This window comes from uncultured Sphingomonas sp. (genome assembly GCF_913776855.1).
In the GTDB taxonomy this organism is placed as follows: Bacteria; Pseudomonadota; Alphaproteobacteria; order Sphingomonadales; family Sphingomonadaceae; genus Sphingomonas.
Genome location: NZ_CAJYQD010000032.1, coordinates 64461 through 87811 on the forward strand (window position 1 = coordinate 64461; position 23351 = coordinate 87811).

At 66.5% G+C, this 23351-nt stretch carries 28 protein-coding genes; 8 read left to right on the forward strand and 20 right to left on the reverse strand.

Annotated features, from left to right (window positions below):
- The 15 genes from QZ755_RS08810 to QZ755_RS08880 form a co-directional block, all read right to left on the reverse strand.
- Positions 1 to 1092: a GGDEF domain-containing protein gene (locus QZ755_RS08810; protein ID WP_294321982.1), complete on the reverse strand. Its 1092-nt coding sequence runs from the start codon at positions 1090 to 1092 to the stop codon at positions 1 to 3.
- 51 nt (positions 1093 to 1143) lie between these two features.
- The gene (locus QZ755_RS08815) at positions 1144 to 2133 is read right to left on the reverse strand and encodes an oxidoreductase (protein ID WP_294321984.1); all 990 of its coding nucleotides are present in this window, start codon (positions 2131 to 2133) and stop codon (positions 1144 to 1146) included.
- A 1-nt stretch (position 2134) separates the two neighbouring features.
- Complete coding sequence (locus tag QZ755_RS08820; protein ID WP_294321986.1) at positions 2135 to 2434, reverse strand: hypothetical protein; 300 nt, start codon at positions 2432 to 2434, stop codon at positions 2135 to 2137.
- A gap of 78 nt (positions 2435 to 2512) precedes the next feature.
- Entirely contained in the window at positions 2513 to 3451 is a 939-nt protein-coding gene (locus tag QZ755_RS08825) for an alpha/beta hydrolase (protein WP_294321988.1), read from the reverse strand.
- A 136-nt stretch (positions 3452 to 3587) separates the two neighbouring features.
- On the reverse strand, positions 3588 to 3908 hold the full coding sequence (locus QZ755_RS08830; RefSeq protein ID WP_294321990.1) for a multidrug efflux SMR transporter: 321 nt from the start codon (positions 3906 to 3908) through the stop codon (positions 3588 to 3590).
- Between the two features lie 132 nt (positions 3909 to 4040).
- The gene (locus tag QZ755_RS08835) at positions 4041 to 4670 is read right to left on the reverse strand and encodes a hypothetical protein (RefSeq protein WP_294321991.1); all 630 of its coding nucleotides are present in this window, start codon (positions 4668 to 4670) and stop codon (positions 4041 to 4043) included.
- A complete protein-coding gene (locus QZ755_RS08840) occupies positions 4663 to 5154 on the reverse strand; it encodes an ATPase (RefSeq protein WP_294321993.1) in 492 nt (163 codons plus the stop codon). Before QZ755_RS08840 ends, QZ755_RS08835 begins: the two co-directional genes overlap by 8 nt.
- 114 nt (positions 5155 to 5268) lie before the next feature.
- Complete coding sequence (locus tag QZ755_RS08845; RefSeq protein WP_055759731.1) at positions 5269 to 5496, reverse strand: F0F1 ATP synthase subunit C; 228 nt, start codon at positions 5494 to 5496, stop codon at positions 5269 to 5271.
- 40 nt (positions 5497 to 5536) lie between these two features.
- Positions 5537 to 6322: a F0F1 ATP synthase subunit A gene (locus QZ755_RS08850; RefSeq protein WP_294321995.1), complete on the reverse strand. Its 786-nt coding sequence runs from the start codon at positions 6320 to 6322 to the stop codon at positions 5537 to 5539.
- 38 nt (positions 6323 to 6360) lie between these two features.
- On the reverse strand, positions 6361 to 6681 hold the full coding sequence (locus QZ755_RS08855; RefSeq protein WP_055790254.1) for an AtpZ/AtpI family protein: 321 nt from the start codon (positions 6679 to 6681) through the stop codon (positions 6361 to 6363).
- A 475-nt stretch (positions 6682 to 7156) separates the two neighbouring features.
- Positions 7157 to 7540, reverse strand: coding sequence for a YdbL family protein (locus tag QZ755_RS08860; RefSeq protein WP_294321997.1), 384 nt, complete (start codon positions 7538 to 7540; stop codon positions 7157 to 7159).
- Positions 7541 to 7542: 2 nt separating this feature from the next.
- On the reverse strand, positions 7543 to 7719 hold the full coding sequence (locus QZ755_RS08865; RefSeq protein WP_294322123.1) for a YnbE family lipoprotein: 177 nt from the start codon (positions 7717 to 7719) through the stop codon (positions 7543 to 7545).
- A 14-nt stretch (positions 7720 to 7733) separates the two neighbouring features.
- The gene (locus QZ755_RS08870) at positions 7734 to 10904 is read right to left on the reverse strand and encodes a YdbH domain-containing protein (RefSeq protein WP_294321998.1); all 3171 of its coding nucleotides are present in this window, start codon (positions 10902 to 10904) and stop codon (positions 7734 to 7736) included.
- Positions 10905 to 10995: 91 nt separating this feature from the next.
- Positions 10996 to 11334 (reverse strand): hypothetical protein, encoded by a 339-nt coding sequence (locus QZ755_RS08875; RefSeq protein WP_294322000.1) that lies wholly within the window; start codon positions 11332 to 11334, stop codon positions 10996 to 10998.
- Positions 11331 to 11999, reverse strand: coding sequence for an acyloxyacyl hydrolase (locus QZ755_RS08880; protein ID WP_294322002.1), 669 nt, complete (start codon positions 11997 to 11999; stop codon positions 11331 to 11333). Before QZ755_RS08880 ends, QZ755_RS08875 begins: the two co-directional genes overlap by 4 nt.
- 171 nt (positions 12000 to 12170) lie before the next feature.
- On the opposite strand from QZ755_RS08880, the gene QZ755_RS08885 reads away from it, so the two are divergent.
- Genes QZ755_RS08885 through QZ755_RS08900 form a run of 4 tightly spaced genes read left to right on the forward strand, consistent with a single transcriptional unit; the run spans position 12171 to position 14224 of the window.
- Complete coding sequence (locus QZ755_RS08885; RefSeq protein WP_294322004.1) at positions 12171 to 12713, forward strand: hypothetical protein; 543 nt, start codon at positions 12171 to 12173, stop codon at positions 12711 to 12713.
- Positions 12713 to 12949, forward strand: coding sequence for a helix-turn-helix transcriptional regulator (locus QZ755_RS08890; RefSeq protein ID WP_294322006.1), 237 nt, complete (start codon positions 12713 to 12715; stop codon positions 12947 to 12949). The genes QZ755_RS08885 and QZ755_RS08890 overlap by 1 nt, the downstream gene beginning before the upstream one ends.
- A 45-nt stretch (positions 12950 to 12994) precedes the next feature.
- Entirely contained in the window at positions 12995 to 13678 is a 684-nt protein-coding gene (gene radC, locus QZ755_RS08895; protein WP_294322008.1) for a DNA repair protein RadC, read from the forward strand.
- The gene (locus QZ755_RS08900; protein WP_294322009.1) at positions 13679 to 14224 is read left to right on the forward strand and encodes a sugar O-acetyltransferase; all 546 of its coding nucleotides are present in this window, start codon (positions 13679 to 13681) and stop codon (positions 14222 to 14224) included.
- Positions 14225 to 14280: 56 nt separating this feature from the next.
- On the opposite strand, the gene QZ755_RS08905 is transcribed toward QZ755_RS08900, so the two are convergent.
- The gene (locus QZ755_RS08905; protein WP_294322011.1) at positions 14281 to 14757 is read right to left on the reverse strand and encodes an EF-hand domain-containing protein; all 477 of its coding nucleotides are present in this window, start codon (positions 14755 to 14757) and stop codon (positions 14281 to 14283) included.
- Positions 14758 to 14969: 212 nt separating this feature from the next.
- On the opposite strand from QZ755_RS08905, the gene purB reads away from it, so the two are divergent.
- Both purB and QZ755_RS08915 read left to right on the forward strand, forming a co-directional pair.
- Positions 14970 to 16280, forward strand: coding sequence for an adenylosuccinate lyase (gene purB / locus QZ755_RS08910; RefSeq protein WP_294322013.1), 1311 nt, complete (start codon positions 14970 to 14972; stop codon positions 16278 to 16280).
- 53 nt (positions 16281 to 16333) lie between these two features.
- Entirely contained in the window at positions 16334 to 17701 is a 1368-nt protein-coding gene (locus tag QZ755_RS08915; protein ID WP_294322014.1) for a methyl-accepting chemotaxis protein, read from the forward strand.
- Positions 17702 to 17717: 16 nt separating this feature from the next.
- Here the strand turns inward: QZ755_RS08915 and QZ755_RS08920 are convergent, their stop codons facing one another.
- From QZ755_RS08920 to dnaK, 3 genes are all read right to left on the reverse strand, one after another.
- On the reverse strand, positions 17718 to 18200 hold the full coding sequence (locus tag QZ755_RS08920; RefSeq protein WP_294322015.1) for a GNAT family N-acetyltransferase: 483 nt from the start codon (positions 18198 to 18200) through the stop codon (positions 17718 to 17720).
- 74 nt (positions 18201 to 18274) lie between these two features.
- Positions 18275 to 19399 carry a molecular chaperone DnaJ gene (gene dnaJ / locus QZ755_RS08925; RefSeq protein ID WP_294322017.1) on the reverse strand — a complete coding sequence of 375 codons (1125 nt, stop codon included), beginning with the start codon at positions 19397 to 19399 and terminating at the stop codon, positions 18275 to 18277.
- A gap of 113 nt (positions 19400 to 19512) precedes the next feature.
- A complete protein-coding gene (dnaK, locus tag QZ755_RS08930) occupies positions 19513 to 21423 on the reverse strand; it encodes a molecular chaperone DnaK (protein ID WP_294322018.1) in 1911 nt (636 codons plus the stop codon).
- A gap of 155 nt (positions 21424 to 21578) precedes the next feature.
- Between dnaK and QZ755_RS08935 the strand changes: the two genes are divergently transcribed.
- Both QZ755_RS08935 and QZ755_RS08940 read left to right on the forward strand, forming a co-directional pair.
- Complete coding sequence (locus QZ755_RS08935) at positions 21579 to 22037, forward strand: copper chaperone PCu(A)C (protein WP_294322021.1); 459 nt, start codon at positions 21579 to 21581, stop codon at positions 22035 to 22037.
- Complete coding sequence (locus tag QZ755_RS08940) at positions 22034 to 22495, forward strand: vgr related protein (protein ID WP_294322023.1); 462 nt, start codon at positions 22034 to 22036, stop codon at positions 22493 to 22495. The genes QZ755_RS08935 and QZ755_RS08940 overlap by 4 nt, the downstream gene beginning before the upstream one ends.
- 6 nt (positions 22496 to 22501) lie before the next feature.
- Here the strand turns inward: QZ755_RS08940 and QZ755_RS08945 are convergent, their stop codons facing one another.
- Positions 22502 to 23308 carry an energy transducer TonB gene (locus QZ755_RS08945; protein ID WP_294322025.1) on the reverse strand — a complete coding sequence of 269 codons (807 nt, stop codon included), beginning with the start codon at positions 23306 to 23308 and terminating at the stop codon, positions 22502 to 22504.
- Positions 23309 to 23351: the final 43 nt, after the last annotated feature.

The following is a 23351-nucleotide window of genomic DNA, read 5'->3' on the forward strand; positions in this document are numbered from 1 at the left end:
TCATGCCGCCGCGGCGGTGCGCCCCCGGTCCTTGGCGCGGTACATCAGCATATCGGCACGCTGGATCACGTCGTCGATCGAACGGTCGCCGGGTTCGATCCGGGCCGCACCGATGCTGAGCGTCCATGGCGGCAGTCCGGCTTCGCTGCGTCCGGCGCGTCGGTGGATCTGTTCGGCCGCTGTTGTGGGATCATCGGCATCGGTCACGACCAGAAATTCGTCACCGCCCAGCCGCGCGACGAAATCGCCGCCGGTACTGCGGCGCAGGGCGTCCGCGATCGCCACCAATACCCGATCGCCGACCGCATGGCCGTGGCGGTCGTTGATCGTTTTGAACCGGTCGACATCGATCAGCAGCGCCACCCGCCCCGGCACCAGCAGTTCGGCCGCCCCCGCCGCCAGCGCGGCGCGGTTCCCCAAGCCGGTCAGCGGATCGCGTAGCGCCGTATCGCGCAACTGCTGCTGCGCGCGCGCTGTTGGAATCCAAAGCAGCGCGAGATTGGCCGCGCCGAACAGCAGCTGATCGGCAAGATAGGGGATCGCTTCCAGCAGCTGCGCCAATTGCTGCGTCACCAATGCGCCGACCGCGACGGTCAGGTAAACGGGCGCATAGAGCGACAGCAGGCACCCGGCCAGCCGACGCGGCCGGGCGGTGCCGTCGGTCGCGCGATTGCGGATCAGCGGCACGGCCAGCGCGAAGGAGCTGAGCGCCATGGTCAGCGACCAGACTGCCGCTGCAACCGCCCCCGCCCCAACCACCGTCAGCGCGACGCTGGGCACGACCGCGGTTACTGCCACCACGATCCACATCCATGGCACGAAGCCCCGCTCCCCGTCGAAGCGCCGCACGCCCGCCAGCACCAGCGCCATCGAAAAGCTGAGAACGCCGTCGGTCAGCACCAGCGTCCACAGCGGCAGCGGTTCCCCGATCAGCCCGGCCAGGATCAGCGAGGCGCAATAGCTGAACGCCCCCCAGCCCCAGTATCGATACCAGCTTCCCCCCGCCCCCATGGCGAAGAACACCACGGTATAGGCCGCGCTGCACAGGATGCTGCATTGGCGCAGCGTCGCCACATCGGGAAGGTCGAACATCGTCGATTAGCGTAGCGGACGATCGTTAACAGTCGATCACTACGGCCTGTTTCAACCGGCCCGTGCGGCTTCGATGATGCGCAGGCCGCGTACCGCGTCGACCGGATCGACCGGCACCTCGCCTTCCCCCCGGATCGCGTCGCGCATCGCGCGGTAGAAGCCACGCCAGTCGCCTGCCTCCGACCGGACCGGGCGGGCGTTGCCCTGCGCATCGGTCAGTATGCCCCACAGGCTATCGGGTTGGATGCCATAGCCGCTGTCGGTCGGCATCCCGCCGGCGCGCAGTACCGCTTCCTGCGGATCGATGCCGTATTTGACGAAGCTGCCCTTCGTTCCGTGCAGCGCGAAGCGCGGGCGTGGCGCGGCCACCAGCGAAGCGGAGCCGATCGTCACCCGCCGTGCGCCGTAGCGCAGCACCACCTCGAAATAATCGTCGACGGTGGCATCACCCCGCTGCGTCGTGACGTCGCCGGCGACCGCATCGGGCATCCCGAACAGGCGGATCGCCTGATCGATCATATGCGGGCCGAGGTCGTTCAGCAGACCGCTGCCCGGACCGCCCTCTTCCCGCCAGCCCGGCTTGATCGCGGGGCGGAACCGGTCCCAGCGCAGCTCGGCCAGCTGCACCTCGCCCAGCGCATCGTCGCGCAGCAGCCGTTCGACCGTCAGGAAATCGCTGTCCCAGCGGCGATTATGGAACACGCTGAGCAGCCGCCCGGCCCCGCGCGCCAGCTGGACCAGCGCAACCGCATCGCCGTCGTCGGTCGCCAGCGGCTTGTCGACCACGACATGGCGGCCGGCGGCCAATGCCGCCTGTGCCAGCGCGGCGTGACTGTCATTGGGGGTGGCGACGACGATCAGGTCGAGGCTGTCGTCGTCGATCAGCGCCATCGGATCGTCGTGGCGCGCCGCGCCGGGAAAGCGGTCGATCGGGCGTGACGTGGCGATCGCGGCCAGCTCCATCCCCTCCACGCACGCGATCAGCGGCGCGTGGAACGACGCGCCGGCCAGGCCGAACCCGATCAGGCCGACGCGCACCACGTCAGTTCAGCTTCGCCAGTTCGGCGGCGACGGTCGCCACCTGCTGATCGGTGATCTTGCCGTTGGCATAGGGCTGCACCTGCTTCAGGCTCATGCCTTTGAACATCGGATAGGATTCATGCGCCAGCATCCCCGGAAACTGCGCGTCGAGGATCGCCTTGCCCTTGGGATTGGCAGCGATGGCTTCGATGCTGCTGTCGATGGTCAGCTTGGCGGTCGCGGCCGGAGCCGGCGCGGCAGTCTGCGCCGAGGCGGCAAGCGGCGTCGCCAGCAACGCGGCGACGGTGAACAGGAACTTCATGGCAATCCCTCCATGGGCGTGGTCGCCCATGCAGGGACTTAGCGCCCCGCCCGGCCCTCGCCAAGCGGGGCGCGTCGATCAGCCGGCGCGCTTCATCCAGCCATGCATGTCCATCCAGTGGACGAAGGCGTCGAACCAGCCGGTGCTGGTCGTCGGCTTCGGATACATGCCGAAGCCGTGCCCGCCCTGTTCGTACAGGTGGAATTCGACCGGGCGTTTTGCCGTCTTCCATGATTCGATCAGGCCGAAGCCGCTGTTCGCGAAGAACGGATCGTCGGCGGCGATCGCGACGAACAGTGGCGGGGCGTCGGCGGGCACCGGTCCCATCGCGGCAAGCGGGCCATAGACGTCGCCGATGAACGCCGGCCGGGCCGGGCCGTTCGACAGCGTGGTCGCCATGGTCAGCATGGCGCCCGCCGAGAAACCGACCATGCCGATGCGGTTCGGATCGACCTTCCATTCCCCCGCGCGCGACCGGATCAGCGCGAAGGCGGCATTGGCATCGGCGATCTGCGGGGCAAGCCCGTTCGCCGCCGGTCCGGCCGCAGGACGCGGGCGGGGCGCGGTGCCGGAAAACATCTCGCGCATCGACCGTTCGAACCCGGCCATGTCGGCGGGCGTCTGGTTCAGGCGATATTTCAGGACGAAGGCCGCGACGCCGCGTGCCGCCAGCGCCTTTGCCACGTCCCAACCCTCGTTCGACATCGACAGCGTGCGGAAACCGCCGCCCGGCGCGACGATCACCGCCGTGCCGTTGGCCTTTGCGGGATCGGGCAGGAACGGGGTCAGCGTCGCATCGGTCACGTTGCGGGTAAAGCTGCTGCCATATTGCGTGTGCCACGATTCCTTCGCGGTCGCGCCGGGCAGCGTACCGGTATTCAGCGGAATCGCGTTCGGCTGGGCCGGGGCAGCCATGGGTTCCATCTTGTCGCTTTGCGCCAGTGCCGGCGTGGCGATCACCGCCAGTGCCGCCCCGATCGCCCAGCCAAGCGCACGCCGTCCATTGGTTCCTCGCATAAACCCTCTCCCTGTTGTTATCGGGCGAGTATTCCTGCAGGCCAGCGGGTTGTCCAACGATTCCTGTTAGCGGTAACGGCGATAGGTTCGTGAGTATCGTATCCCCGCAGTTGTGGGGATACGTTGTTGAACAGAATTACCCCTGCGCGAACAGCTTCGTGCCGACGACACCGATCACGATCAGCACCATGAAGCCCGCCTGCACCGGCGCGATGCGTTCGCCGAACAGGACCGCGCCGCCGATGATGACGCCGACCGCGCCCAGCCCGGTCCACACCGCATAGGCGGTACCCGCCGGGATGCCGCGCATCGCCAGCGCCAACAGGCCCATGTTCACGAACGACAAGGTGATCGGCACGGCGGAAGCTGCCAGCGTCCCCTGCCCCGCCGCCCATTTCAGGCTCAATGCCCAGATGATCTCACACACGACCGCAACGGCGAGAATGGCCCATGCCATATCGCTTCTCCTGTCACGGGCTCGGGAAAATGGGCCTTGGCGTCGGAAACCCGAAAGAGACGCAAGGGCCGGAACGCGAAACGCCGCCCGGCCGGATCGGCGGGGCGGCGTCGTCGCGCGGAAAGACGTCGATCAGTTCAGGCGGCTGCCGCCCAGACCTGCGATCGTCCGGTCGACCAGCGCGCGATCGGCATCGCCCGACAGATGCGTCGCGATCAGCGCGCCAGCGGCCTTGGCGGCGGCATCGGCGGCGGTCGCGCGGACCTCGGCGATGGCGGCGCGTTCGGCGGCGGCGATTTTGTCGGTCGCCATCTTGGCACGACGCTGGGTCAGCTCGGCGGCATCCGCCTCCGCCTTCACCAGCAGCGCCTGCGCCTCGGCTTCGGCATGGGCGACCATTTCGGCGGCCTGTGCCTCGATCCCGGCGATCTTCGACGTATATTCGTCACGCAGCGCTTCGGCTTCGGCACGCAGCGTGCGCGCTTCGTCGAGCCGGGTACGGATCGCGGCGATCTGTCCGTCGAGCAGGCGACCGATCACCGCCGGAACGCCCTTCACGACCAGCACGATCAGGAACAGCAGCATCGCCGCACTTACCCATGCCGTGGCATTCAGCCCCAGCGCGGTCGGATCGGCATGCGCCGTCCCCGTAGTGCTGCCGTGCGAACCCTCGACCGCCTCGGTGCCGGTGCGGGGCAGGCCCTCTTCGTGAATCGCTTCGTTCAACGTGGGGCTACCGTGCGAAACATCGGGATTAGCCATGGAGCACCGCCTTCACCGCGCCCTGCGCGTCCTGTTCGCTGACCCGCACGCCCGACACGCGCTCGACGATCGCCTGGGCCGCTTCGGCAGCGACCTGTTCGACCTGCGCCATCGCCGCGCCGCGCTGGGCAGCGATGTCGGCTTCGGCCTGCGCGACACGGGCCTGCATGTCGGCATTGGCCACAGCCAGCCGTTCGGCCGCCGCCGCCGCACCCTTGGCACGGGCTTCGGCCAGCAGCTTCTGCGCAGCCTCGCGGCTGGCGTTTTCGCGGGCACGCCATGCCGCCTCGGTCGCATCCGCCTGCCCACGCGCCGCTTCGGCGGCGGCGAGGTCGGCGGCGATGCCCTGGTCGCGCTGGTCGACCGTGCCCTGCACCTTGGGCACCATGCCGAGGCCCACGACGAGGAACACGATGCCGAAGGTCAGCACCAGCCAGAAGACCTGCGACCCCCAGGTCGCGGCGAGCTGCTCGATTTGCGGCATGAAACGTCCCGTATTGGTCTGGTCGACCGGGCGCCATCGCCCGGCCGAAACCGGTCCGTCAGCCGGACCGGGAGTCCGGCGCGGGACTAACCCCCGCGCCGGGCGTCACGCATGTTACGCGACGAAGATCAGCAGCACTGCGACGACGAACGCCAGCAGGCCCAGAAGTTCGGCGGCGGCGAAGCCGATGAACATGTTGCCCTGCTGACCGGCAGCGGCCGACGGGTTGCGCAGCGCGCCCTGCAGGAAGGCGGCGAAGACGTTGCCCACGCCGAGTGCGGCAAGGCCGGCACCGATAGCTGCGAGACCGGCGCCGAGGAACTTGATGGCGTCTGCTTCCATGTCGAAAACTCCCTTGGAAAAATCTGTATGTTGGTTGGGATCAGTGATGGTCGTGCAGATGCACGGCATCGTTGATGTAGAGCGAGGTCAGCAGCGCGAAGACATAGGCCTGCACGCCGGCGACCAGCATTTCGAGGGCCGACACGCCGACCATCAGCGCGAAGCTGGGCACGCTGACCAGCACGCCGATGCCGGCGCCGGTCGCGGTCGAATTGATGATGAAGCCCGCCAGCACCTTCAGCAGGATGTGGCCCGCGGTCATCGCCACGAACAGTCGCAGTGCGAGGCTGAACGGGCGGACCATGAACGACACGAACTCGATCGGCGCGACCAGCAGCAGCACCGGGATCGGCGTGCCCTTCGGCGCGAACAGGCTGAAGAAGCGCAGGCCATGCTTGAACAGGCCGACGATCAGCACGATCGAGAAGCTGGCGATGGCGAGGACGCCGGTCACGGTGAAGTGGCTGGTGACGGTGAACGGGTGCAGCCCGACCAGGCCGAAGGGCAACAGGCCGACGACGTTCGCGAACAGGATGAACATGAACAGCGAGAAGACGTACGGAAGGTACTTGCGCCCTTCATGCCCGATGTTCGCGGCGAGCAGCTTGTCGATGAAGCCGGTAAAGCCCTCGACCGCCATCTGCCAGCGACCCGGAACGACCTGCTGCTTCATGCCGCCGATCATGAACACGAACAGCGCGACCGCCGCAACGATCATCCACAGCGCCGAATTGGTGAACGGCAGGACGTGATCGCCCAGGGGAATGTTGAAGATCGTCTGCACCTCGAACTGGTGCATCGGATCGATCTTGCCTGCCTGCGCCACGTCGCTTCGCCCCGATATGCCAAGGCGCCCGAGGACTGTCAGTCCGGACGCCGGTTCGAAATCCTGATGATATTCCTGAATGCGCTGACGATCCCGAGGGAGAGCAGCACGAGCAGGAGCCATGGCGAGGTGCCGAGCAGATAGTCGAGGGTTCCCCCGATCACCGCCCCCCCGACCATCCCACCGATCAGTTCGGCCAGCACGCGATTGCCGAGGCGGTAGTTCTTCTCCCCCGCTTCGTCGCGCGCCTGGCCGGTCCGGATCGCCTCGTCCGTCTTCGCCCGTCGCAATCGCTCGTCGAGCGAGGTGATCCGGGCATCTTCGGGCAAGGGGTCTAGTCCGGGCTCGTTCTCCGCCATCATCCCCTCCACGACCAGTCGGTCGGGCCGGATATGCGCCGGATGGCGAGCCCGCCAAGGCAGGCGCGCTTTAGGAAGGTGACGGTTTCGAGTCAACCATAGCGTTCGCGCGGAAACCTTTCGGGACGATGAACGGAGACACGGTTGCTCGACACCGCCTCGCATTCGGGCAGACATGACCGCCGCATTGGGATATCCAGTTCTCGGCCGACACGTCGGTCAGAAAGGGGGTGATTACTCTGACCCCTGAAACTGCAACTATCATCATTGGCGCTGGCACGCTGATGGTGGCGTTCACTACCTTGGTGCTGAAAATCATCGAGGTAGCCCGTTCGAAATAACGGGAGGGGGTCGGGTTCGCCCGACCCCCGAATGCGAAGAACCCCGGCCACTGGCATGACCGGGGTTCAAGGAGGCGATACTCTGCTGAAACCGCCATCAATACATAGCGTATTGGCCGCCGATTTTCAATCCCTCACACGCAGCGCGCGTCGCGCTCCGGCGGGCCGTTGCCGCGGGTTTCCCAAGCGCCGCCCGGTGTCTTGTACTTCTCACCCGGCTTGGTCTGCGCGATCAGGTTGCAGCCCGATACGAACGCGAACTGTTCGACCGTCGCGCCCGATTGTGCGCCGCGGGTATAGGCGGCCTTGCGCTGGATGTTGATGTTGGCCACCAGCGCGCGCAGCTCCGCCGTGCCGCCGCCCACGACGCCCAGATAGCCGTCGGGCTGTTCGCCGACCTGCCCGGCCGCGCGGGCGGCCTGATAGGCGGGGTCGCGTTGCGCCCATGCGGTGCCGGCAAGTCCGGCGACCGCGACGAAGGCGGCTGCGGCAAGGCCGTATTTGACATATGCGTGCATGGTCAGAAAATCCCCGGATTGTCCTGGATGAGCGTCTTCGCCTCCCCATCGAGGCGATACACCACTTCCTGCGTGATGTTGATGTTCAGGTTGATGACGATCGGCTTGTCCGGCGCGGACACGTTGACGCACCCGACGGCAAGGCACGCGGTGCCACCGATCATCAAGGCTCTGAACATCGTCACGCTGTCGTTCATGGCACAGTCTCGCTTTCGGAGGGCTGAATGGTGGTGTCGAGCGGCGCCGGTGGCAAGCCCTGTTCGCGGCGGCGCTGTTCGGCCTGGAGCGCGGGCAGGTTGCGTTCGATCAGCCGTTTCGGGTCGTAGTAATTCTGCACCGAATCGATCAGCTGGCGGAAGGGTGCCTTGATCCGCACGTTGAAGACCAGCGGGAGTTTCGCCAACCGGCGGATCAGGAAATTGCTGTAGGTGCCCTTCCCCTGGCTGACCCCGGCGAAGCGGATCGCCGTCAGCATCTCGCCGGCCAGCGGCCCATCCAGTTCGATCGTCAGGCGGCGATAGTTCATCGATTTCAGCGCCTGGAACGCGAGATTGCCCCAGAAGCCGACATCCTCCTTCGACACCTCCCCCACATAGGACAGGTTGCCGCCACCGCGCGATTGCAGTTTGCCGCCCTCGATCCGGCCGCCCTTCGCATCGAAGATCATCGGCAGCACGCCGTCGAACACGCCCGAGGCGTTCAGATTGTCGAATTCGAACTGTTGCAGGAACAGCCCGCCATCGACCCCGGTGACGCGGAAGGTCATGCGCCGTTCCTGATCCTCGGCGAAGTCGAGGATGGTCGGCTCCAGCACCATTTCCCCACCGCCCAGCGGCCAGCGCCCGCCTTCGATCTGGACGCGCATCCCTTCGATCAGGCGATAGCGGACCACGCCGTCGGTCACCGCGATGCCCGGATTGACCTCTGCGATCGTCGCGACCTGTCCCGGTGCCGTCACGAGGCCGAGCAGGTCGGTGAAGCGGATTTCGCCCGCCAGCCCGTTCACCGGGCCGAACGCGGCGGCGAGGTCGGTGTCGGCGGTGCGGAACGTACCGGTCGAGGTAACGGCGTCGGGACTCCACGCGATGTCGCCGCGTCCCGAAACCGTGCCCTTCACATCGGCGACGACACCGAAGGTCAGCCGGGTCAGTTCGTTGGGTTGGAATGCATCGCCAAAGGTGATGCCGGGCACCGCCAGCACCGCATTGCCGCGCCCGGTGGCAAGGTCGTGGACGATGGTCACGTCGCTGACCTTCACGCCCTTTGTCGGGTGTTTCAGCGTGCCGCCGGCGCGAATATCGTTGCCGTTCAACGTCAGCTTGAAATCGTCGCTGCGCAGCGGTTCGAATCGCGGCTGCGGATCGGCGTCGCGCACGCCGACATCGCCGTCGAGCGACAGGACCCCACCCGCCAGCCGCCAGTCGCCCGACGCCCCGCGAATCAGCAGCGGCACATTGCCGATCTGCCCCTCACCCCGCGCGAAATTGCCCGCGACCACGCCGTTCGCGACGCGGCCGGTCAGCGTGCCAAGGTCGAGGACACTCACGCGATCCGGGCTGCCCAGCCGGGTCTTCACATCGGTCAGCGCAAAGCCGAGGTCGTCCAGACCGAACTTCCCGCCCGCCGCCGCCAGCGTGACCGGCGTACCGCCCAGCTTGCCGGTCAGCCGGGTCGCGCCGGTCGATACGCCGCCGCCGATCCGACCGTTGGCCAGCCGGACCATGCCGCCCTCCGTGGCGCACAGCCGCAGCCGCGCCGGGTCGAGCGTCAGCGCCGATACGCGCAGCCGATCGAAGGCGACGGGGACGCAGCCGGCATTCACGACCAGCCGCTTAGCACCATCCCAGCGCGCATCGATCGGCAGCGCGAGGCGGTCGATCCGCCCGCCGCTGAACGGACCGGACAGTTCGGCGCGGGTTTCGATCCGGGTCGCGCCGTTGCCAGCGGTCCGGAACCGGATCGGGGCAAGCGCAAGGCGCGCATCGCCCGCCGCGTAGGGCGCAATCGTCGCGGTGCCACTGACTGGCGATCCGGGTCCGGCATGGGACAGGCGGATGCTCGCCACCGGCAGGCCACCGCCACCTGTTGCCAGCGAGCCGTTCAGCGTCACGCCCTTGCCCGATACCCAGCGCACCGGCCCGTCGCGCAGGGTCGCGCGGGCACCGCTGGCCGCTACGAACACCAACCGATCGATCCGTGCGGCGAGCGGACGGGCAGCGACCTGTGCCGACAGGTCGAAACGCTGCGCCGCGCGGGCCGCCGCACGCGCCGCGGCGGTTGCCAAAGGCGCGACAGGCGTACCGGCGGCGGCATCGCCATAGCCGGCGATCCGCGTGACCAGATCAAGTGACAGCCGTGCCCCCCGCGCGCCGATCCGTCCGTCGAACGCGGGGACGCCACCGACCTCATAGCGTCCGGCGATCGACAGCGCCTGCCCGGCCAGCTGCGGCAGGACGAAATCATCCGATGCCAGGTCGAGCGTGCCGGTCGTCCGCTGCGCCCGACCATCGAATCCGACCGTCCCGGTCAGGGCGGCCACCTGTGTCCGGGGCGCGGCGATGCGTTCCGCCGCAATTTCGGCCCGCCCGCGCCAGTGATCGAAGCCGGGCGAAAGTCGCGCTTCGACGCGGACCACCGGTCCGGCAAGCCGGACATCGCCGCACGCCGCCGCCCGTGCGCGGATCGGCCCGGTCAGCGACGGGCCGGCACGGCCGGTGCGCAGCGACAGGTTCGCCGCCAACCGGTCGATCCCGCAACCATTCAGCGCCAGTCGTTCCGACACCGCCGCCAGCTGCCCGGTAAAACCATCGGCCAGGTTGCCGCGCCCGGCGAGTTTCGCGCCGATCACGCCGTACGGGGTGGCAAGGCGGATACGGCCATCGTCGACGCCCACATCGAAGTCGGGCAATGCAAAGGGCTTGCCCGACGGCGGCGGCAGCAACTTGTCGATCTGCCCGAACGAAACCGTCCCATCGGGCCGCAAGGTGGCGCGCAACCGCGCCTGTCCGACGCGCGCACCGGTGACCTTTGCCCCGTTCAGCGAGACACTGGTATCGATGTCGATCCAGTCGGCGATCAGGTCGGGCGCCTTGGGATCACCCAGCACGACATCGACCAGCCGTTGCCGACCCGGTCCGATTTCCGCCACGCGGTAGCGCGCGGCGACGCCACGCTTTTCCAGTTCGCGGCGGACCAGATTGTCGGCGATCGGCTTGCGCTGCGTCCACAACAGCCCGGCGAGCAGCAGCACGATGCCGGAGACGACCAGCAACACCTGCGCGAACCGCTGGCGTTTGCGGCCCCGGCGACGCGGCGACGCCACGGTCTCCACCGCCTGCTCGTCGTCACCGCCCAGACCACTCACTCCGCTGTTCCGTCCCGTTCGTCGCGCCTCGCGCCACCGGGGTCAAGCGCGAGAGGCGGCAAACGGTTCCGGCAGCGCAACGGAACTTGTGTCAGCCGGCCGGCGGGCGTGTCGCGATCGCCGCCTTGCGCCGATCCTGCCAGGCCTTCACCTCCCGTTCGAGCGGAGGCCGCATACACGCCTCCATTTCGCCTGCGGTCCGTGCGGTCGGCGCGCAGACGATATACGCCTGGCAGATGCCCGTATCGAACAGCGGGTCACCGCTGGGCGGCTTCAACGTGCAGCCGGTGACGCCCGCCCGCCGATCCCGCTTCGTCACGATGCGGAAATTGCGCGGGCGTTCGCCGGTGACGACGATGTCGTCGTTCGGTACTGACGGGGCCGGCCCGGCCTGAGCCAGCAACGCGGCAGTGACGAGAAACGCGATCACCGCCCCAAGCGCCGGACGATGCGGATGCCGACATTGTCGATGCCGGGATTGGTGTCGGAAAATATCTGGCGGTGGCTGAAATGCTCCCATGCCAGCTCGACGGCCCAGCGTCGGTCGACCCGTACGCCGATCGACGCATTGGGATTGAACAGGATTTTCGACCCGAACGAGGTGCGGCGCCGATAGATGTCGTAGCGCCGCCATGCCTCGTCGTTCGAGATGCCCGGCTGGAACGGATCGGGCGTGAAGCGATAGCCGTCGATGACCGTCGCGCCGATGCCGAACTGACCGTACACCCGGCCGCGCAGAATATGCTGGCGCCACTCCGCCCCGACGCTGAAGAAGCTGGTGCGCCCGGCGGTGTTGATCTGCGCCTTTGCCGTCAGGCGGGGTTTGAGCAGGATACGCAGCGGCGCGGTGCGATAGGCGAGTTGCACGTCGACCGTGCCGTTTTCCTCCTCACCTTCGTAAATCGGGCCGGCCGGCAATTCGGGTAGGTCGAAGATCAGCTTGCTGCCCAGCGGATGGAAGTTGGCGCCATGCCGCAGCACGCCGATGGCGACCTCCGCTGCCTCGCGCGGCGGTGCCTCCCGCTCCTGTGCCATCGCCGTCGTGGAGGCGAGCGCCAACACTGCGCCCAGGACGCGCTTTTCCAACCGAATCATGTGAACCCCTTCCCACAAACGGCAGTCGCTTCGCCGTGGCCAATGCCGTATCATCGACAATAATTGCTGTAAAACAGAAAGTATGTTGTGCCTGACGGATATTCGTTACCGCCGAAGAAGGCGCGGACCAGCCGCGGGGTCGGCGCATTGTTTTTGTTCTTCGCAGCGGTGATGGCGGTGCTGACGATCGTCGCAGCGGCGGCACCGGGACCCTATTGGCATTGTGGTTCCGAGCAAGATTGCCGGGTCGGTGCCGATGCGGCGAACCTGCTGCCCGACGAAACACTGACCAAACTCAACAGCAATCCAACGGCCCGCCGCCGTTTCGATGCCTGGGTGGCGACGCCCGGCATCCGCGTCGGACTGGCCGCTGTCATGCTGCTGGAATCGGGGCCGATGCCGGTCCTGTTATTCGCGGTGGGCATGGCATTGCGACGTCTTGGGCAGAAGCGGCGCAACGCCCTGGCCGATGCGTTGCCGTGGTTACGACGGGCATCGCGCGCCGCGATCGTACTGGCCGTTGCGCGCGTGTTAGCACCCATCCTTCAAAGCCTGTTGCTCGCCAACGGGTTCGACCACCCGGAGGTACTCACCTCTCCCATCATGGTGGATATGACCTTGCTGCTCCTGATGCTGGCGTTCGCGGCCTACGCCACGATCTGGGCATTGGAGGCCGGCATCCGGGCCGAGCGCGAACTGGCCGATTTCGTCTGATGCCGGTCATCGTCAATCTCGACGTGATGCTGGCAAGGCGGAAGGTGCGATCGAAGGAACTGGCCGAGGCGATCGGTATTACCGAATCGAACCTGTCGCTGCTGAAATCGGGCAAGGTGAAGGGCGTGCGCTTCGCGACGCTGGCGGCAATCTGCCGCTATCTCGACTGCACGCCGGGCGACATCCTCGACTATACGCCGTCCAACGATGACCTGAAGCCGGGGAGCGAGGATTGAGCCGCCCCCTCGCCCAGCCCTTCGCGATCCGCTAGGCATTCGGCTATGACCAGCCCCGAAACCGATGGCACCGGCCACCGCGCGCGCCTGCGCGGGCGGCTGCTGGAGCATGGCGGCGCGGCGCTGCTCGACCATGAACTGATCGAGTACCTCCTGACGCTGGCCATTCCGCGCCGCGATACCAAGCCGCTGGCCAAGACGCTGCTCCACGAATTCGGCGGGATCGGCGGGCTGCTGTCGGCCGATCCGCTGGCGCTGGGCAAGGTGTCGGGCATGGGCGACAGCGCGGTGGCGGCAATCCGCATCGCGCAGGCGGCGGCGACGCGGATGTTGCAGGCGCAGGTGACGGCACGGCCGGTATTGTCGAACTGGCAGGCGCTGCTCGACTATCTCCACGCCGACATGGCGCACCAGGCGGTCGAGCGGATTCGCGTGCTGCACCTGAACAGCCGCAACCTGCTGATCCGCGACGAGCTGGTGACCGAAGGGACGATCGACGAAGCGCCGATCTACACCCGCGAGGTGATCCGCCGCGCGCTCGACCTGGGGTCTGCCGCGCTGATCCTCGTCCACAATCACCCCAGCGGCGACCACAGCCCCAGCCGGGCGGACATCGACCTGACCCGCACCATTGCCGCCGCAGGCAAGCCGCTGGGCATCACCGTCCACGACCACCTCATCATCGGCGCGAAGGGGCATACCAGCCTCCGCGCCCAGGGAATGTTTTGAATGCGCACCGAAAAGCAGAAGATGATCGCCGGCGAGCTATATCATGCCGGCGATGCCGAACTGGTCGCCGACGTCACGCGGGCGGCGGCGTGGATGGATCGCTATAACGCCCGCATCGCGCTGGACCGCGACGAACAGCGCAACCTGCTGCGCGAGATCATGGGCGGGGTCGGCAAGGATGTCCTGATCCGCGCGCCGTTCCATATCGACTATGGCTACAACATCACCCTCGGCGACGAGGTGTTCCTGAACTATGGCTGCGTCATCCTCGACGTGTGTGCCGTGACCATCGGCGACAAGACGCAGATCGGGCCGGGGGTGCAGATCCTTGCCGCCGATCATCCGCGCGACCCGGCAGTGCGCGCGCAGATGCTGGAATTCGGACGGCCGGTGACGATCGGGCGCAATGTCTGGATCGGCGGCGGGGCCATGATCCTGCCGGGCGTGACGATCGGCGACGATGCGATCGTCGGCGCGGGATCGGTGGTGACCCGCGACGTGCCGGCGGGGGCGACGGTGGTGGGCAACCCGGCACGGATACGATAGAAAAGACCGCCGGGATTGCTCCCGACGGTCCAGTTCCATCAGCTCCTGGCCGTGCTTCAGGCGCTCTGGCTCAGGAAGCTGGTCAGCTCCGCCTTCGTCACGGCCTTCGACTTGTCCTTGTCCGCCTGGGCAAAGGCCTGCTTGATCCAGCTCTTCACCTCGGGCTTGTCAGCCGTAACGCCGGGTTCGCTCGCCGAGCGCAGGGCGACCATCCATTCGCCGAACTGCTTCTCGGTCAGTTCGCCCTTCCCGGCCTTGTCGTACTTCGGGAATTCCGCCTCGACGATCTGGGCGATCTGCGTGCCGCTGGCAGGCTGGCCGGCCTCGGCCGTCGTCTGTGCGGTCTGCGTCGCGGGATCGGGCTGGGTTGCCGGTGCCGCCTGAGTCGCGGCGATCGACGGATCAGCCGGTGCTGGCTGCGCAGTTTCCGGCGCAGTCGGCGCGGCTGGTGCAGTCGTCTGCGCGGGCGCCGTGTCCTGGGCGAATGCCGGAGCAGCAACAACCATGGCACTGGCGATAAGAATACGCTTCATCATCGAATTTCTCCTTTCGGATTGGTTCGGAACTTCATGCTGCCACTACGAAACAACTCCGTAGCAGCATTGCGATGACCCAACCAACTTAGGTCGTTTCGGTTTCTATTGAACCCCTTTTCGCGTTTCTTCTATCGCAGGACAGGCTCGATTCGTCCGCGACTTGTTGCTAGGGCGCGGCAAACCGTTCGCCCGTTTTCGAAAGGCCTGTCATGATTCCCCGCTATTCCCGCCCCGAGATGACCGCCCTGTGGCAGCCGCAGGCCCGATTCCGCATCTGGTTCGAGATCGAGGCACACGCGACCGACGCGCTGGCCGAGCTGGGCGTCGTCCCCAAGGAGGCGGCCGAAAAGATCTGGGCGATGAACGATACCGATTTCGACGTCGACCGGATCGACGCGATCGAGGCGGAGACGAAGCACGACGTCATCGCCTTCCTGACGCATGTGTCGGAACGGACCGGGCCGGAAGCGCGCTTCCTGCATCAGGGGATGACCAGTTCGGACGTCCTCGACACCTGCCTGGCGGTGCAGCTGGCGCGGGCGTCGGACATCCTGCTGGCCGATCTCGACAAGCTGCTGGACGTGATCGAACGCCGGGCGCGCGAACACAAGCTGACCCCGACCATCGGCCGCAGCCACGGCATCCATGCCGAACCGGTGACGTTCGGGTTGAAGCTGGCCCAGGCCTATGCCGAGTTCGACCGCTGCCGCACCCGCCTGAAGAACGCCCGCGCCGAAGTGGCGACCTGCGCGATTTCGGGCGCGGTCGGCACCTTCGCCAATATCGACCCGCGCGTCGAGGAACATGTCGCCGAGAAGATGGGGCTGAGCGTCGAGCCGGTATCGACCCAGGTCATCCCGCGCGACCGCCATGCGATGTATTTCGCGACGCTGGGCGTGATCGCCGGATCGATCGAGCGCCTCGCCACCGAAATCCGCCACCTGCAACGCACCGAAGTGCTGGAGGCCGAGGAATATTTCTCGCCGGGGCAGAAGGGGTCGTCGGCGATGCCGCACAAGCGCAACCCGGTGCTGACCGAAAACCTGACCGGCCTTGCCCGCATGGTGCGCGGCTATGTCACTCCCGCGCTGGAGAATGTCGCCTTGTGGCATGAGCGCGACATCTCGCACTCGTCGGTCGAGCGTTACATCGGTCCCGATGCGACGATCACGCTCGACTTCGCGCTCGCCCGCCTGACCGGGGTGATCGACAAGCTGGTCGTCTATCCGGCGCGGATGGAGAAGAACCTGAACAAGATGGGCGGGCTGGTCCATTCGCAGCGCGTGCTGCTGGCGCTGACGCAAGCCGGGGTCAGCCGCGAGGACTCGTACCGCTATGTCCAGCGCAACGCGATGAAGGTGTGGGAGTCGGACGGTGAACTGTCGCTGCTCGAACTGCTCAAGGCCGACCCCGATGTCACCGCTGCGCTTTCGGCCGACGAGATCGAGAGCCGGTTCGACCTCGGCTATCACTACAAGCATGTCGACACGATCTTCGCCCGCGTGTTCGGCAAGGCGTGATCCCCTGCCCCCGCCGGGCGTGAGCGTCCGGCGGGGATAGTATAATCTTAACGATGCGGCGCTACGCCGGCCGCATGATCTTCCGCCGCTCCACGCTCGACCTCGAAGCCCGCACCGCGCTGGCTGCTTATCGCCAGTCGCCCGATGCCGTCCTCCTGCTGAAGGAAGGAGCGTTCATCGAATGCAATGTGGCCGCCGAAGCGGTCTACGGCCTGACACGTGCCGAAATCCTGGGCCGGAACCCGGTCGTCTTCTCGCGTCCGACGCAGGGCGATGGCCGCCCGACCGCCGAACATGTCGGCGAACGCGTGCAACAGGCGGTGAAGGACGGCTTTGCCCGTTTCGAATGGTTCAACATGCGCGGGCCCGAAGAGGTGCGGATGCTGGTGACGCTGATCCCCGTCCCGCAGGAGGGTGCCGATGCGGTGCTGGTACAGGTGCAGGACCTGACCAATACCGGACAGGTGGTCAACGCGGTGGCAAAGGGTCTGGCGAGCCTCGCACAGGGTGACCTGAACGTCCGGCTCGACACGCCGTTCAGCGCCGAATTCGAACCGCTGCGCGGCAGCTTCAACACCGCCGCCGATCGCATGGCGGAATCGATGGCCGAGGTTACCGCCGTCGCCGCCGCGCTGCATAACGGGTGCAGCGACATCCGCCAGGCATCGGACGACCTATCGGGCCGCACCGAACGACAGGCCGCGAGCCTCGAGGAATCGGCGGCGGCGATCCAGGAAATCACCCAGAATGTGCGCGAGGCCGCGACGCTGGTCGATACGACCGAGACGATCATCGCCGACACGCACCGCGACGCGCAGAATTCGGCCAGCATCGTCGAGGATACGACGCGGGCGATGGCATGCATCGAAAGCGCGTCGAGGGAGATCGGCGAGATCATCTCCGTCATCGACGGGATCGCGTTCCAGACGAACCTGCTGGCGCTGAACGCCGGCGTCGAGGCGGCACGCGCGGGCGATGCGGGCAAGGGCTTTGCCGTCGTCGCTTCCGAAGTCCGCGCACTGGCGCAGCGTTCGGCCGATGCGGCAAAGGACGTGAAGGCGCGGGTGACCGCGTCGACGGTGCAGGTCGATCGCGGCGTCGAACTGGTGTCGACCACCGGCGTCGCGCTGAAACGCATCACCGAGCAGATGGACCGTATCCGCGCGCTGATCGGCAATATCGCGACCACCGCCCGCCAGCAGGCCGAAACACTGGGCCAGATCAACATCGCGGTCGGCGAGATGGACAGCATCACGCAGCACAACGCCGCGATGGTCGAGGAAACGACCGCCGCCGCGCGCAGCCTTGCCGACGAAGCGGCCCGGCTGAACGAAGCGGTATCGATCTTCCGCGTGGCTCGGGCCGAAACGCGGCATTCGGGCGGCGCCCCGTTGCGGATGGTGGCGGGCGGGCGACGGTAACCGCCGCCCCGTCCGGTCAGTCGACCGGGCGCTCCATATACACCGCATCCGCACCGAACCCGGCAGCGCCGCCGGGGGCTGCGATAAACCCCTGTCGCGCCCAATAGGCATCCGCGCCGCCGACAGCGATCAGCGCCAGCACCGGAATGCCGCGACGCGCAGCGATGGTGTCGAGGATTGGAAGCAGCCGCTCGACCGCATTCGTTCCGCGTCCCGCCCGGGCGACGACGACATCATGGATATACCAGCAATCGGCGCTGGACGGGAGGCTGCCGAGCAGGGCGTGCATCGTCGGCGGGGCCAGCCGGTGCCACGGATGGCTGATGCAATGCCCGGTCACCGCATCGCCGGCGCTTAACACCCAGCACCCCTCCGGACTGAGCGCGATGCGTTCGGCATACAGGTCAGCCGCCTCGCCGTAATCACCCAGTTCGGCAAGGGCGAGTGCCGCGATCTGCGGCGCATCGGCGACAATGGCGGGTCGCCACTGGGCGGTCATGGTCGTTTCATTCCAAGGTCTTGATCCGCTGGCCATCGTCATCCCGGCGCAGGCCGGGATGACGGGCAAAGCGTCTATCCGCCGAGCGCGGTCTTCAGGCGGCTGAAGAAGCCCATCGATTCCGGGCATTCCTCGCCGGTTTCGGTTTCGCGGAACGCTTCGAGCAATTCCTTCTGCCGCGCGGACAGCCGGGTCGGTGTCTCGACCTCGATATGGATTACCATGTCGCCATGGCCGCGCCCCTGAAGCACCGGCATCCCGGCACCGCGCTGGCGCAGTTCCTTGCCAGACTGGATGCCCGCGGGCACGCGGATGCTGTGCTTCTGTCCGTCGAGGCCGGGGATTTCGATCGTCCCGCCCAGCGCCGCCGTCGTGAAGCTGATCGGCGCGCGTGCGTGCAGCGCGGTGCCTTCGCGTTCGAACAGCGCGTGACGCTTCACGTGCAGGAAGATGTAGAGGTCGCCGGACGGCGCCCCGCGCGCACCGGCCTCGCCTTCACCGGTCAGGCGGATGCGCGTCCCTTCGTCAACACCGGGGGGCACGTTGACCTGCAGCGTCTTGGTCTGGTCGACACGGCCTTCGCCGTTACACACCGGGCACGGGTCGCTGATGACCTGCCCTGCGCCATGGCAGGTCGGGCAGGCGCGTTCGACGACGAAGAAACCCTGCTGCGCTCGCACTTTGCCATGGCCGTTGCAGGTGTGGCAGGTCCGCGCCTTGGTGCCCGGCGACGCGCCGCTGCCGCCGCACGGGGCGCAGGCGGTGGAGACGTCGACGGTGATCTCGGTCTGGTGGCCGTGATAGGCCTCCTCCAGCGAAATCTCCATGTCGTAGCGCAGGTCGGCACCGCGTCGCGGACCGGCGCGGCCGCCCTGCCGCCCGCCGCCCATGAATTCGCCGAAAACACTTTCGAAAATGTCGGAGAAACCGCCGAAATCCTGTGCGCCGCCGCCGGCACCGCCCGCGCCCTGACGGAAGGCGGCATGGCCGTAGCGGTCATACGCGGCACGCTTCTGCGGGTCCTTCAAGCAGTCATAGGCTTCGTTGATCGCCTTGAACTTCGCCTCGGAATCCTTGCACCCGGCATTCTTGTCGGGATGGTACTTGATCGCGAGCTTGCGATAGGCGGACTTGATCGTCGGCCCGTCCGCGGTGCGCTCGCATTCGAGCAGCTCGTAGAAATCGACTTCGGTGGTCATTCGAAAACCCCAAAAGCCCTCTCCCCTTCAGGGGAGAGGGTTGGGAGAGGGGAAGTCACGCAACAGCCCCTCTCCCCGGCCCTCTCCCCGCCAGCGGGGAGAGGGAGCAGTCATTACGCCTTGTGGCTGTCGTCGACTTCCGAGAATTCGGCATCGACCACATCGTCGTCGGCCTTCTTCGCTTCGCCGGCATCGGCAGCAGGCGAGGCTTCGGCCTGCTGCTGCTTTTCATAGATCGCCTGGCCGAGCTTCATCGCGACCTGCGCCAGCGCCTGGCTCTTTTCGGTCATGCGATCGGCATCGCCGCTCTCGACCGCTGCCTTGGTCTCGGCGACCGCGGCTTCGATCTCGGACTTCAGCGACGCGTCGACCTTGTCGCCATTGTCGGCCAGCTGGCGTTCGGTCGTGTGGATCAGCGATTCGGCGTTGTTCTTCGCCTCGGCGCCGGCACGACGCTTCTTGTCCTCTTCGGCGAACTGTTCGGCGTCACGAACCATCTGGTCGATGTCGTTGTCCGACAGGCCGCCCGAAGCCTGGATGCGGATCTGCTGTTCCTTGCCGGTGCCCTTGTCCTTCGCCGACACGTTGACGATGCCGTTGGCGTCGATGTCGAACGTGACCTCGATCTGCGGCACGCCGCGCGGTGCCGGCGGGATGCCGACCAGGTCGAACTGGCCGAGCATCTTGTTGTCGCTCGCCATTTCGCGTTCGCCCTGGAACACGCGGATCGTCACCGCACCCTGATTGTCATCGGCGGTCGAATAGACCTGCGACTTCTTGGTCGGGATGGTGGTGTTGCGGTCGATCATGCGGGTCATGATGCCGCCCAGCGTCTCGATACCCAGCGACAGCGGGGTCACGTCGAGCAGCAGCACGTCCTTCACGTCGCCCTGCAGCACGCCGGCCTGGATCGCGGCACCGATCGCCACGACCTCGTCAGGGTTCACGCCGGTGTGCGGTTCCTTGCCGAAGAACTGCTTAACGACTTCGCGGACGCGCGGCATCCGGGTCATGCCGCCGACCAGTACGACTTCATCGATCGCGCTTGCCTGCACGCCGGCATCGGCCAGCGCCTTCTTGCACGGCTCGAGCGTGCGCTTCACCAGGTCTTCGACCAGGCGTTCGAGGTCGGCACGGGTGATCGACTTGACGAGGTGCTTCGGACCGGTCGCGTCCGCCGTGATGAACGGCAGGTTCACTTCGGTGGTCTGCGCCGACGACAGCTCGATCTTGGCCTTTTCGGCGGCTTCCTTCAGGCGCTGGAGCGCCAGCTTGTCCTTGGTCAGGTCGATGCCTTCGACCTTCTTGAACTCGTCGGCCAGGAACTGCACGATCTTGGCGTCGAAGTCTTCACCGCCGAGGAAGGTGTCGCCGTTGGTCGCCTTCACCTCGAACACGCCGTCGCCGATCTCGAGGACCGAGATGTCGAACGTGCCGCCGCCAAGGTCATAGACCGCGATGGTCTTGTTGTTGTCCTTGTCGAGGCCGTAGGCCAGCGCCGCCGCCGTCGGTTCGTTGATGATGCGCAGGACTTCGAGGCCGGCGATCTTGCCGGCGTCCTTGGTCGCCTGACGCTGGGCATCGTTGAAGTAGGCCGGGACGGTGATGACCGCCTGCGTCACGGTTTCGCCGAGATACGACTCCGCCGTTTCCTTCATCTTCTGCAGGATGAAGGCGCTGATCTGCGACGGCGAATATTCCTCGCCGCCCGCCTTCACCCACGCATCGCCGTTCGGCCCACGCGCGATGGTGTAGGGAACCAGCTCGGTATCCTTCTTGGTGACCGGATCGTCGAAGCGGCGGCCGATCAAGCGCTTCACCGCAAAGATCGTGTTGTCGCCGTTGGTCACGGCCTGACGCTTGGCCGGCTGGCCGATCAGACGCTCGCCATCCTTGGCGAACGCGACGATCGACGGCGTGGTCCGCGCGCCTTCCGCATTTTCGATGACCTTGGGGCTGCCGCCCTCCATCACCGCGACGCAGCTGTTGGTCGTGCCCAGATCGATACCGATTACTTTAGCCATGGTCCCTCGTTGGCCCCCGGATTGAATGTAAAACCTGGACCCGGCAGCACGGGGAAGTGCCGTCCGGGTCATTCCGAGGGCGGATATAGGCAGGGTTCGGCTTGCCGCAAGATTATGCGGGGCATAGGGAACCGTATCGGGACAGGAGCGTGGGCATGAAGACACGGTGGATGATGCTGGCGGGGCTGCTTCCCGTAACTTTGGCGGGCGGCTGCGGAAGCAAGGCGGAGAGCGGGCCTACGATCGAACAGGCATGGGTCCGCCTGCCCGCCGTTCCGGGCCGGCCGGCCGCTGGCTATGCAACGATCCGCGGCGGGGGCGGCAAATTCTCGGCGATGCTGCGCGGTGCGACTAGTCCGAAGGCGGAGCGGATCGAACTGCACGTCACCATGACGATGGACGACAAGGCGGTGTCGATGAAGCCGATCGCCGAAATCCCCGTGCCCCCGAACACGACGTTGTACCTGAAGCCCGGCAGCGCACACATGATGGTCTTCGGCGTCGCCGCCGACCTGAAACCGGGTGGCATCATGCCGATCACGTTCCAGTTCGATAGCGGCACGAAGACCTTCGACGCGAAGCTGGTCGGCGCAGGTGATCCCGCACCCGAATGAAGCGCCCACTCACCTCCGCCGAAACCGACCTTGCCCGCACCATGTTCGGCGACAGCATCGATTACGCGCGGGCGCGGGTGGCGAATGCGAAATGGGCGTTCTTTCAGCCCAAGCAGGTCGCGATGGCGCCGACCGGCTGCATCCATTTCCATCCGGGCGGCACGCTGTATCGGGACGATTTCGCGCACGCCGGGCGCGACCTGGCCGCGCTGTTCCTGCACGAGATGATGCACATCCACCAGACCCAGCATCGCGGGCGATACTGGCTGCCGCTGATGCGGCATCCCTTCTGCACCTATCGCTACGCCATCGTGCCCGGCAAACCGTTCGAGGCGTACGGCATCGAGCAACAGGCGGAAATCGTCCGCCACGCCTTCCTGCTGCGACAGGGGGTGGCGGTAAAGGACAAGCCGCCGCTGGAGGTGTATGAGGCGCTGCTGCCGTTCGGGCGGGGATGAGGGCCGTCAGTCCGGAAGCAGCCAGCGGACGTTGCGGGTCGAATAGGATTCGACCGGGTTGCCTGCTGCATCCAGCGCCGGGCGGTATCGCCCGCGTTTCTGAATGGCTTCACACGCCGCCTTGTCCAGGTCGGGCGTGCCGGACGACCGCAGCACCCGGCAGTCGGAAATCCGGCCACTGGGCGAAACGGTCCAGCCGATGAAACTGACCCCCTGTCTGTTCCCGTTCAATGCCGACGTCGGATAATCGTCGTTGGTGATCCATTGCGCGGCGTTTGCTCCCTCTGCCCGCTTGGCGATCGCCGCGATCTTTACGGGATCATAGCCGAAATGCTGCAGCAGGTCGGTTTCACAGGTTCGAAGCGCTGCCAGCACCGGCTTGCCCATCGACAGCGCAACGGAAATCGTCGGACTGCCCGCTGCGCGCACCGTGAACGTCGAGGCGCCGACCAGCGATTCAAACGCTTCGCGTGAGAAATAAAAGGTGATGGCCGCGCGGTCTTCGTTCGGGAAATGCACCCGCGTGCCGCTCTGTTGTTCGCCCAGTTCGCGGCCCGATACCAGCAGATCGATCTTTACCCGCGCCTGCCGCCCCAATTGCTTCTTGGTGCCGAGGACGACGCCCTGCAATACATCGCCGAACGGTGTCGGCTTGAAGGCGATGGTGATCGGCGCGGCGGGATCACCATAGGCGCGGGCAGCCACGCACATGCTGTCGGCATATTCCATGTTCCACGACCGTACCGGCTTCAGCGGCGCATCCGCCCCGCCCGCCTGGCCCACCAGCATCGCCGCCAGCATGATCGTCCGCATCGTGTTTCCCCCGTTCTGCCCCTCGTCCGGAAACTGCCACCGG

Coding starts and splice junctions, on each gene's coding strand:
- QZ755_RS08810 (WP_294321982.1), bottom strand. CDS start 1,092: ATGTTCGACCTTCCCGATGTGGCGACGCTGCGCCAATGCAGCATCCTG.
- QZ755_RS08820 (WP_294321986.1), bottom strand. CDS start 2,434: ATGAAGTTCCTGTTCACCGTCGCCGCGTTGCTGGCGACGCCGCTTGCC.
- QZ755_RS08825 (WP_294321988.1), bottom strand. CDS start 3,451: ATGCGAGGAACCAATGGACGGCGTGCGCTTGGCTGGGCGATCGGGGCG.
- QZ755_RS08830 (WP_294321990.1), bottom strand. CDS start 3,908: ATGGCATGGGCCATTCTCGCCGTTGCGGTCGTGTGTGAGATCATCTGG.
- QZ755_RS08835 (WP_294321991.1), bottom strand. CDS start 4,670: ATGGCTAATCCCGATGTTTCGCACGGTAGCCCCACGTTGAACGAAGCG.
- QZ755_RS08840 (WP_294321993.1), bottom strand. CDS start 5,154: ATGCCGCAAATCGAGCAGCTCGCCGCGACCTGGGGGTCGCAGGTCTTC.
- QZ755_RS08845 (WP_055759731.1), bottom strand. CDS start 5,496: ATGGAAGCAGACGCCATCAAGTTCCTCGGCGCCGGTCTCGCAGCTATC.
- QZ755_RS08855 (WP_055790254.1), bottom strand. CDS start 6,681: ATGGCGGAGAACGAGCCCGGACTAGACCCCTTGCCCGAAGATGCCCGG.
- QZ755_RS08860 (WP_294321997.1), bottom strand. CDS start 7,540: ATGCACGCATATGTCAAATACGGCCTTGCCGCAGCCGCCTTCGTCGCG.
- QZ755_RS08865 (WP_294322123.1), bottom strand. CDS start 7,719: ATGTTCAGAGCCTTGATGATCGGTGGCACCGCGTGCCTTGCCGTCGGG.
- QZ755_RS08880 (WP_294322002.1), bottom strand. CDS start 11,999: ATGATTCGGTTGGAAAAGCGCGTCCTGGGCGCAGTGTTGGCGCTCGCC.
- QZ755_RS08885 (WP_294322004.1), top strand. CDS start 12,171: ATGGCGGTGCTGACGATCGTCGCAGCGGCGGCACCGGGACCCTATTGG.
- QZ755_RS08890 (WP_294322006.1), top strand. CDS start 12,713: ATGCCGGTCATCGTCAATCTCGACGTGATGCTGGCAAGGCGGAAGGTG.
- radC (WP_294322008.1), top strand. CDS start 12,995: ATGACCAGCCCCGAAACCGATGGCACCGGCCACCGCGCGCGCCTGCGC.
- QZ755_RS08900 (WP_294322009.1), top strand. CDS start 13,679: ATGCGCACCGAAAAGCAGAAGATGATCGCCGGCGAGCTATATCATGCC.
- QZ755_RS08905 (WP_294322011.1), bottom strand. CDS start 14,757: ATGAAGCGTATTCTTATCGCCAGTGCCATGGTTGTTGCTGCTCCGGCA.
- purB (WP_294322013.1), top strand. CDS start 14,970: ATGATTCCCCGCTATTCCCGCCCCGAGATGACCGCCCTGTGGCAGCCG.
- QZ755_RS08915 (WP_294322014.1), top strand. CDS start 16,334: ATGCGGCGCTACGCCGGCCGCATGATCTTCCGCCGCTCCACGCTCGAC.
- QZ755_RS08920 (WP_294322015.1), bottom strand. CDS start 18,200: ATGACCGCCCAGTGGCGACCCGCCATTGTCGCCGATGCGCCGCAGATC.
- dnaJ (WP_294322017.1), bottom strand. CDS start 19,399: ATGACCACCGAAGTCGATTTCTACGAGCTGCTCGAATGCGAGCGCACC.
- dnaK (WP_294322018.1), bottom strand. CDS start 21,423: ATGGCTAAAGTAATCGGTATCGATCTGGGCACGACCAACAGCTGCGTC.
- QZ755_RS08935 (WP_294322021.1), top strand. CDS start 21,579: ATGAAGACACGGTGGATGATGCTGGCGGGGCTGCTTCCCGTAACTTTG.
- QZ755_RS08940 (WP_294322023.1), top strand. CDS start 22,034: ATGAAGCGCCCACTCACCTCCGCCGAAACCGACCTTGCCCGCACCATG.
- QZ755_RS08945 (WP_294322025.1), bottom strand. CDS start 23,308: ATGCGGACGATCATGCTGGCGGCGATGCTGGTGGGCCAGGCGGGCGGG.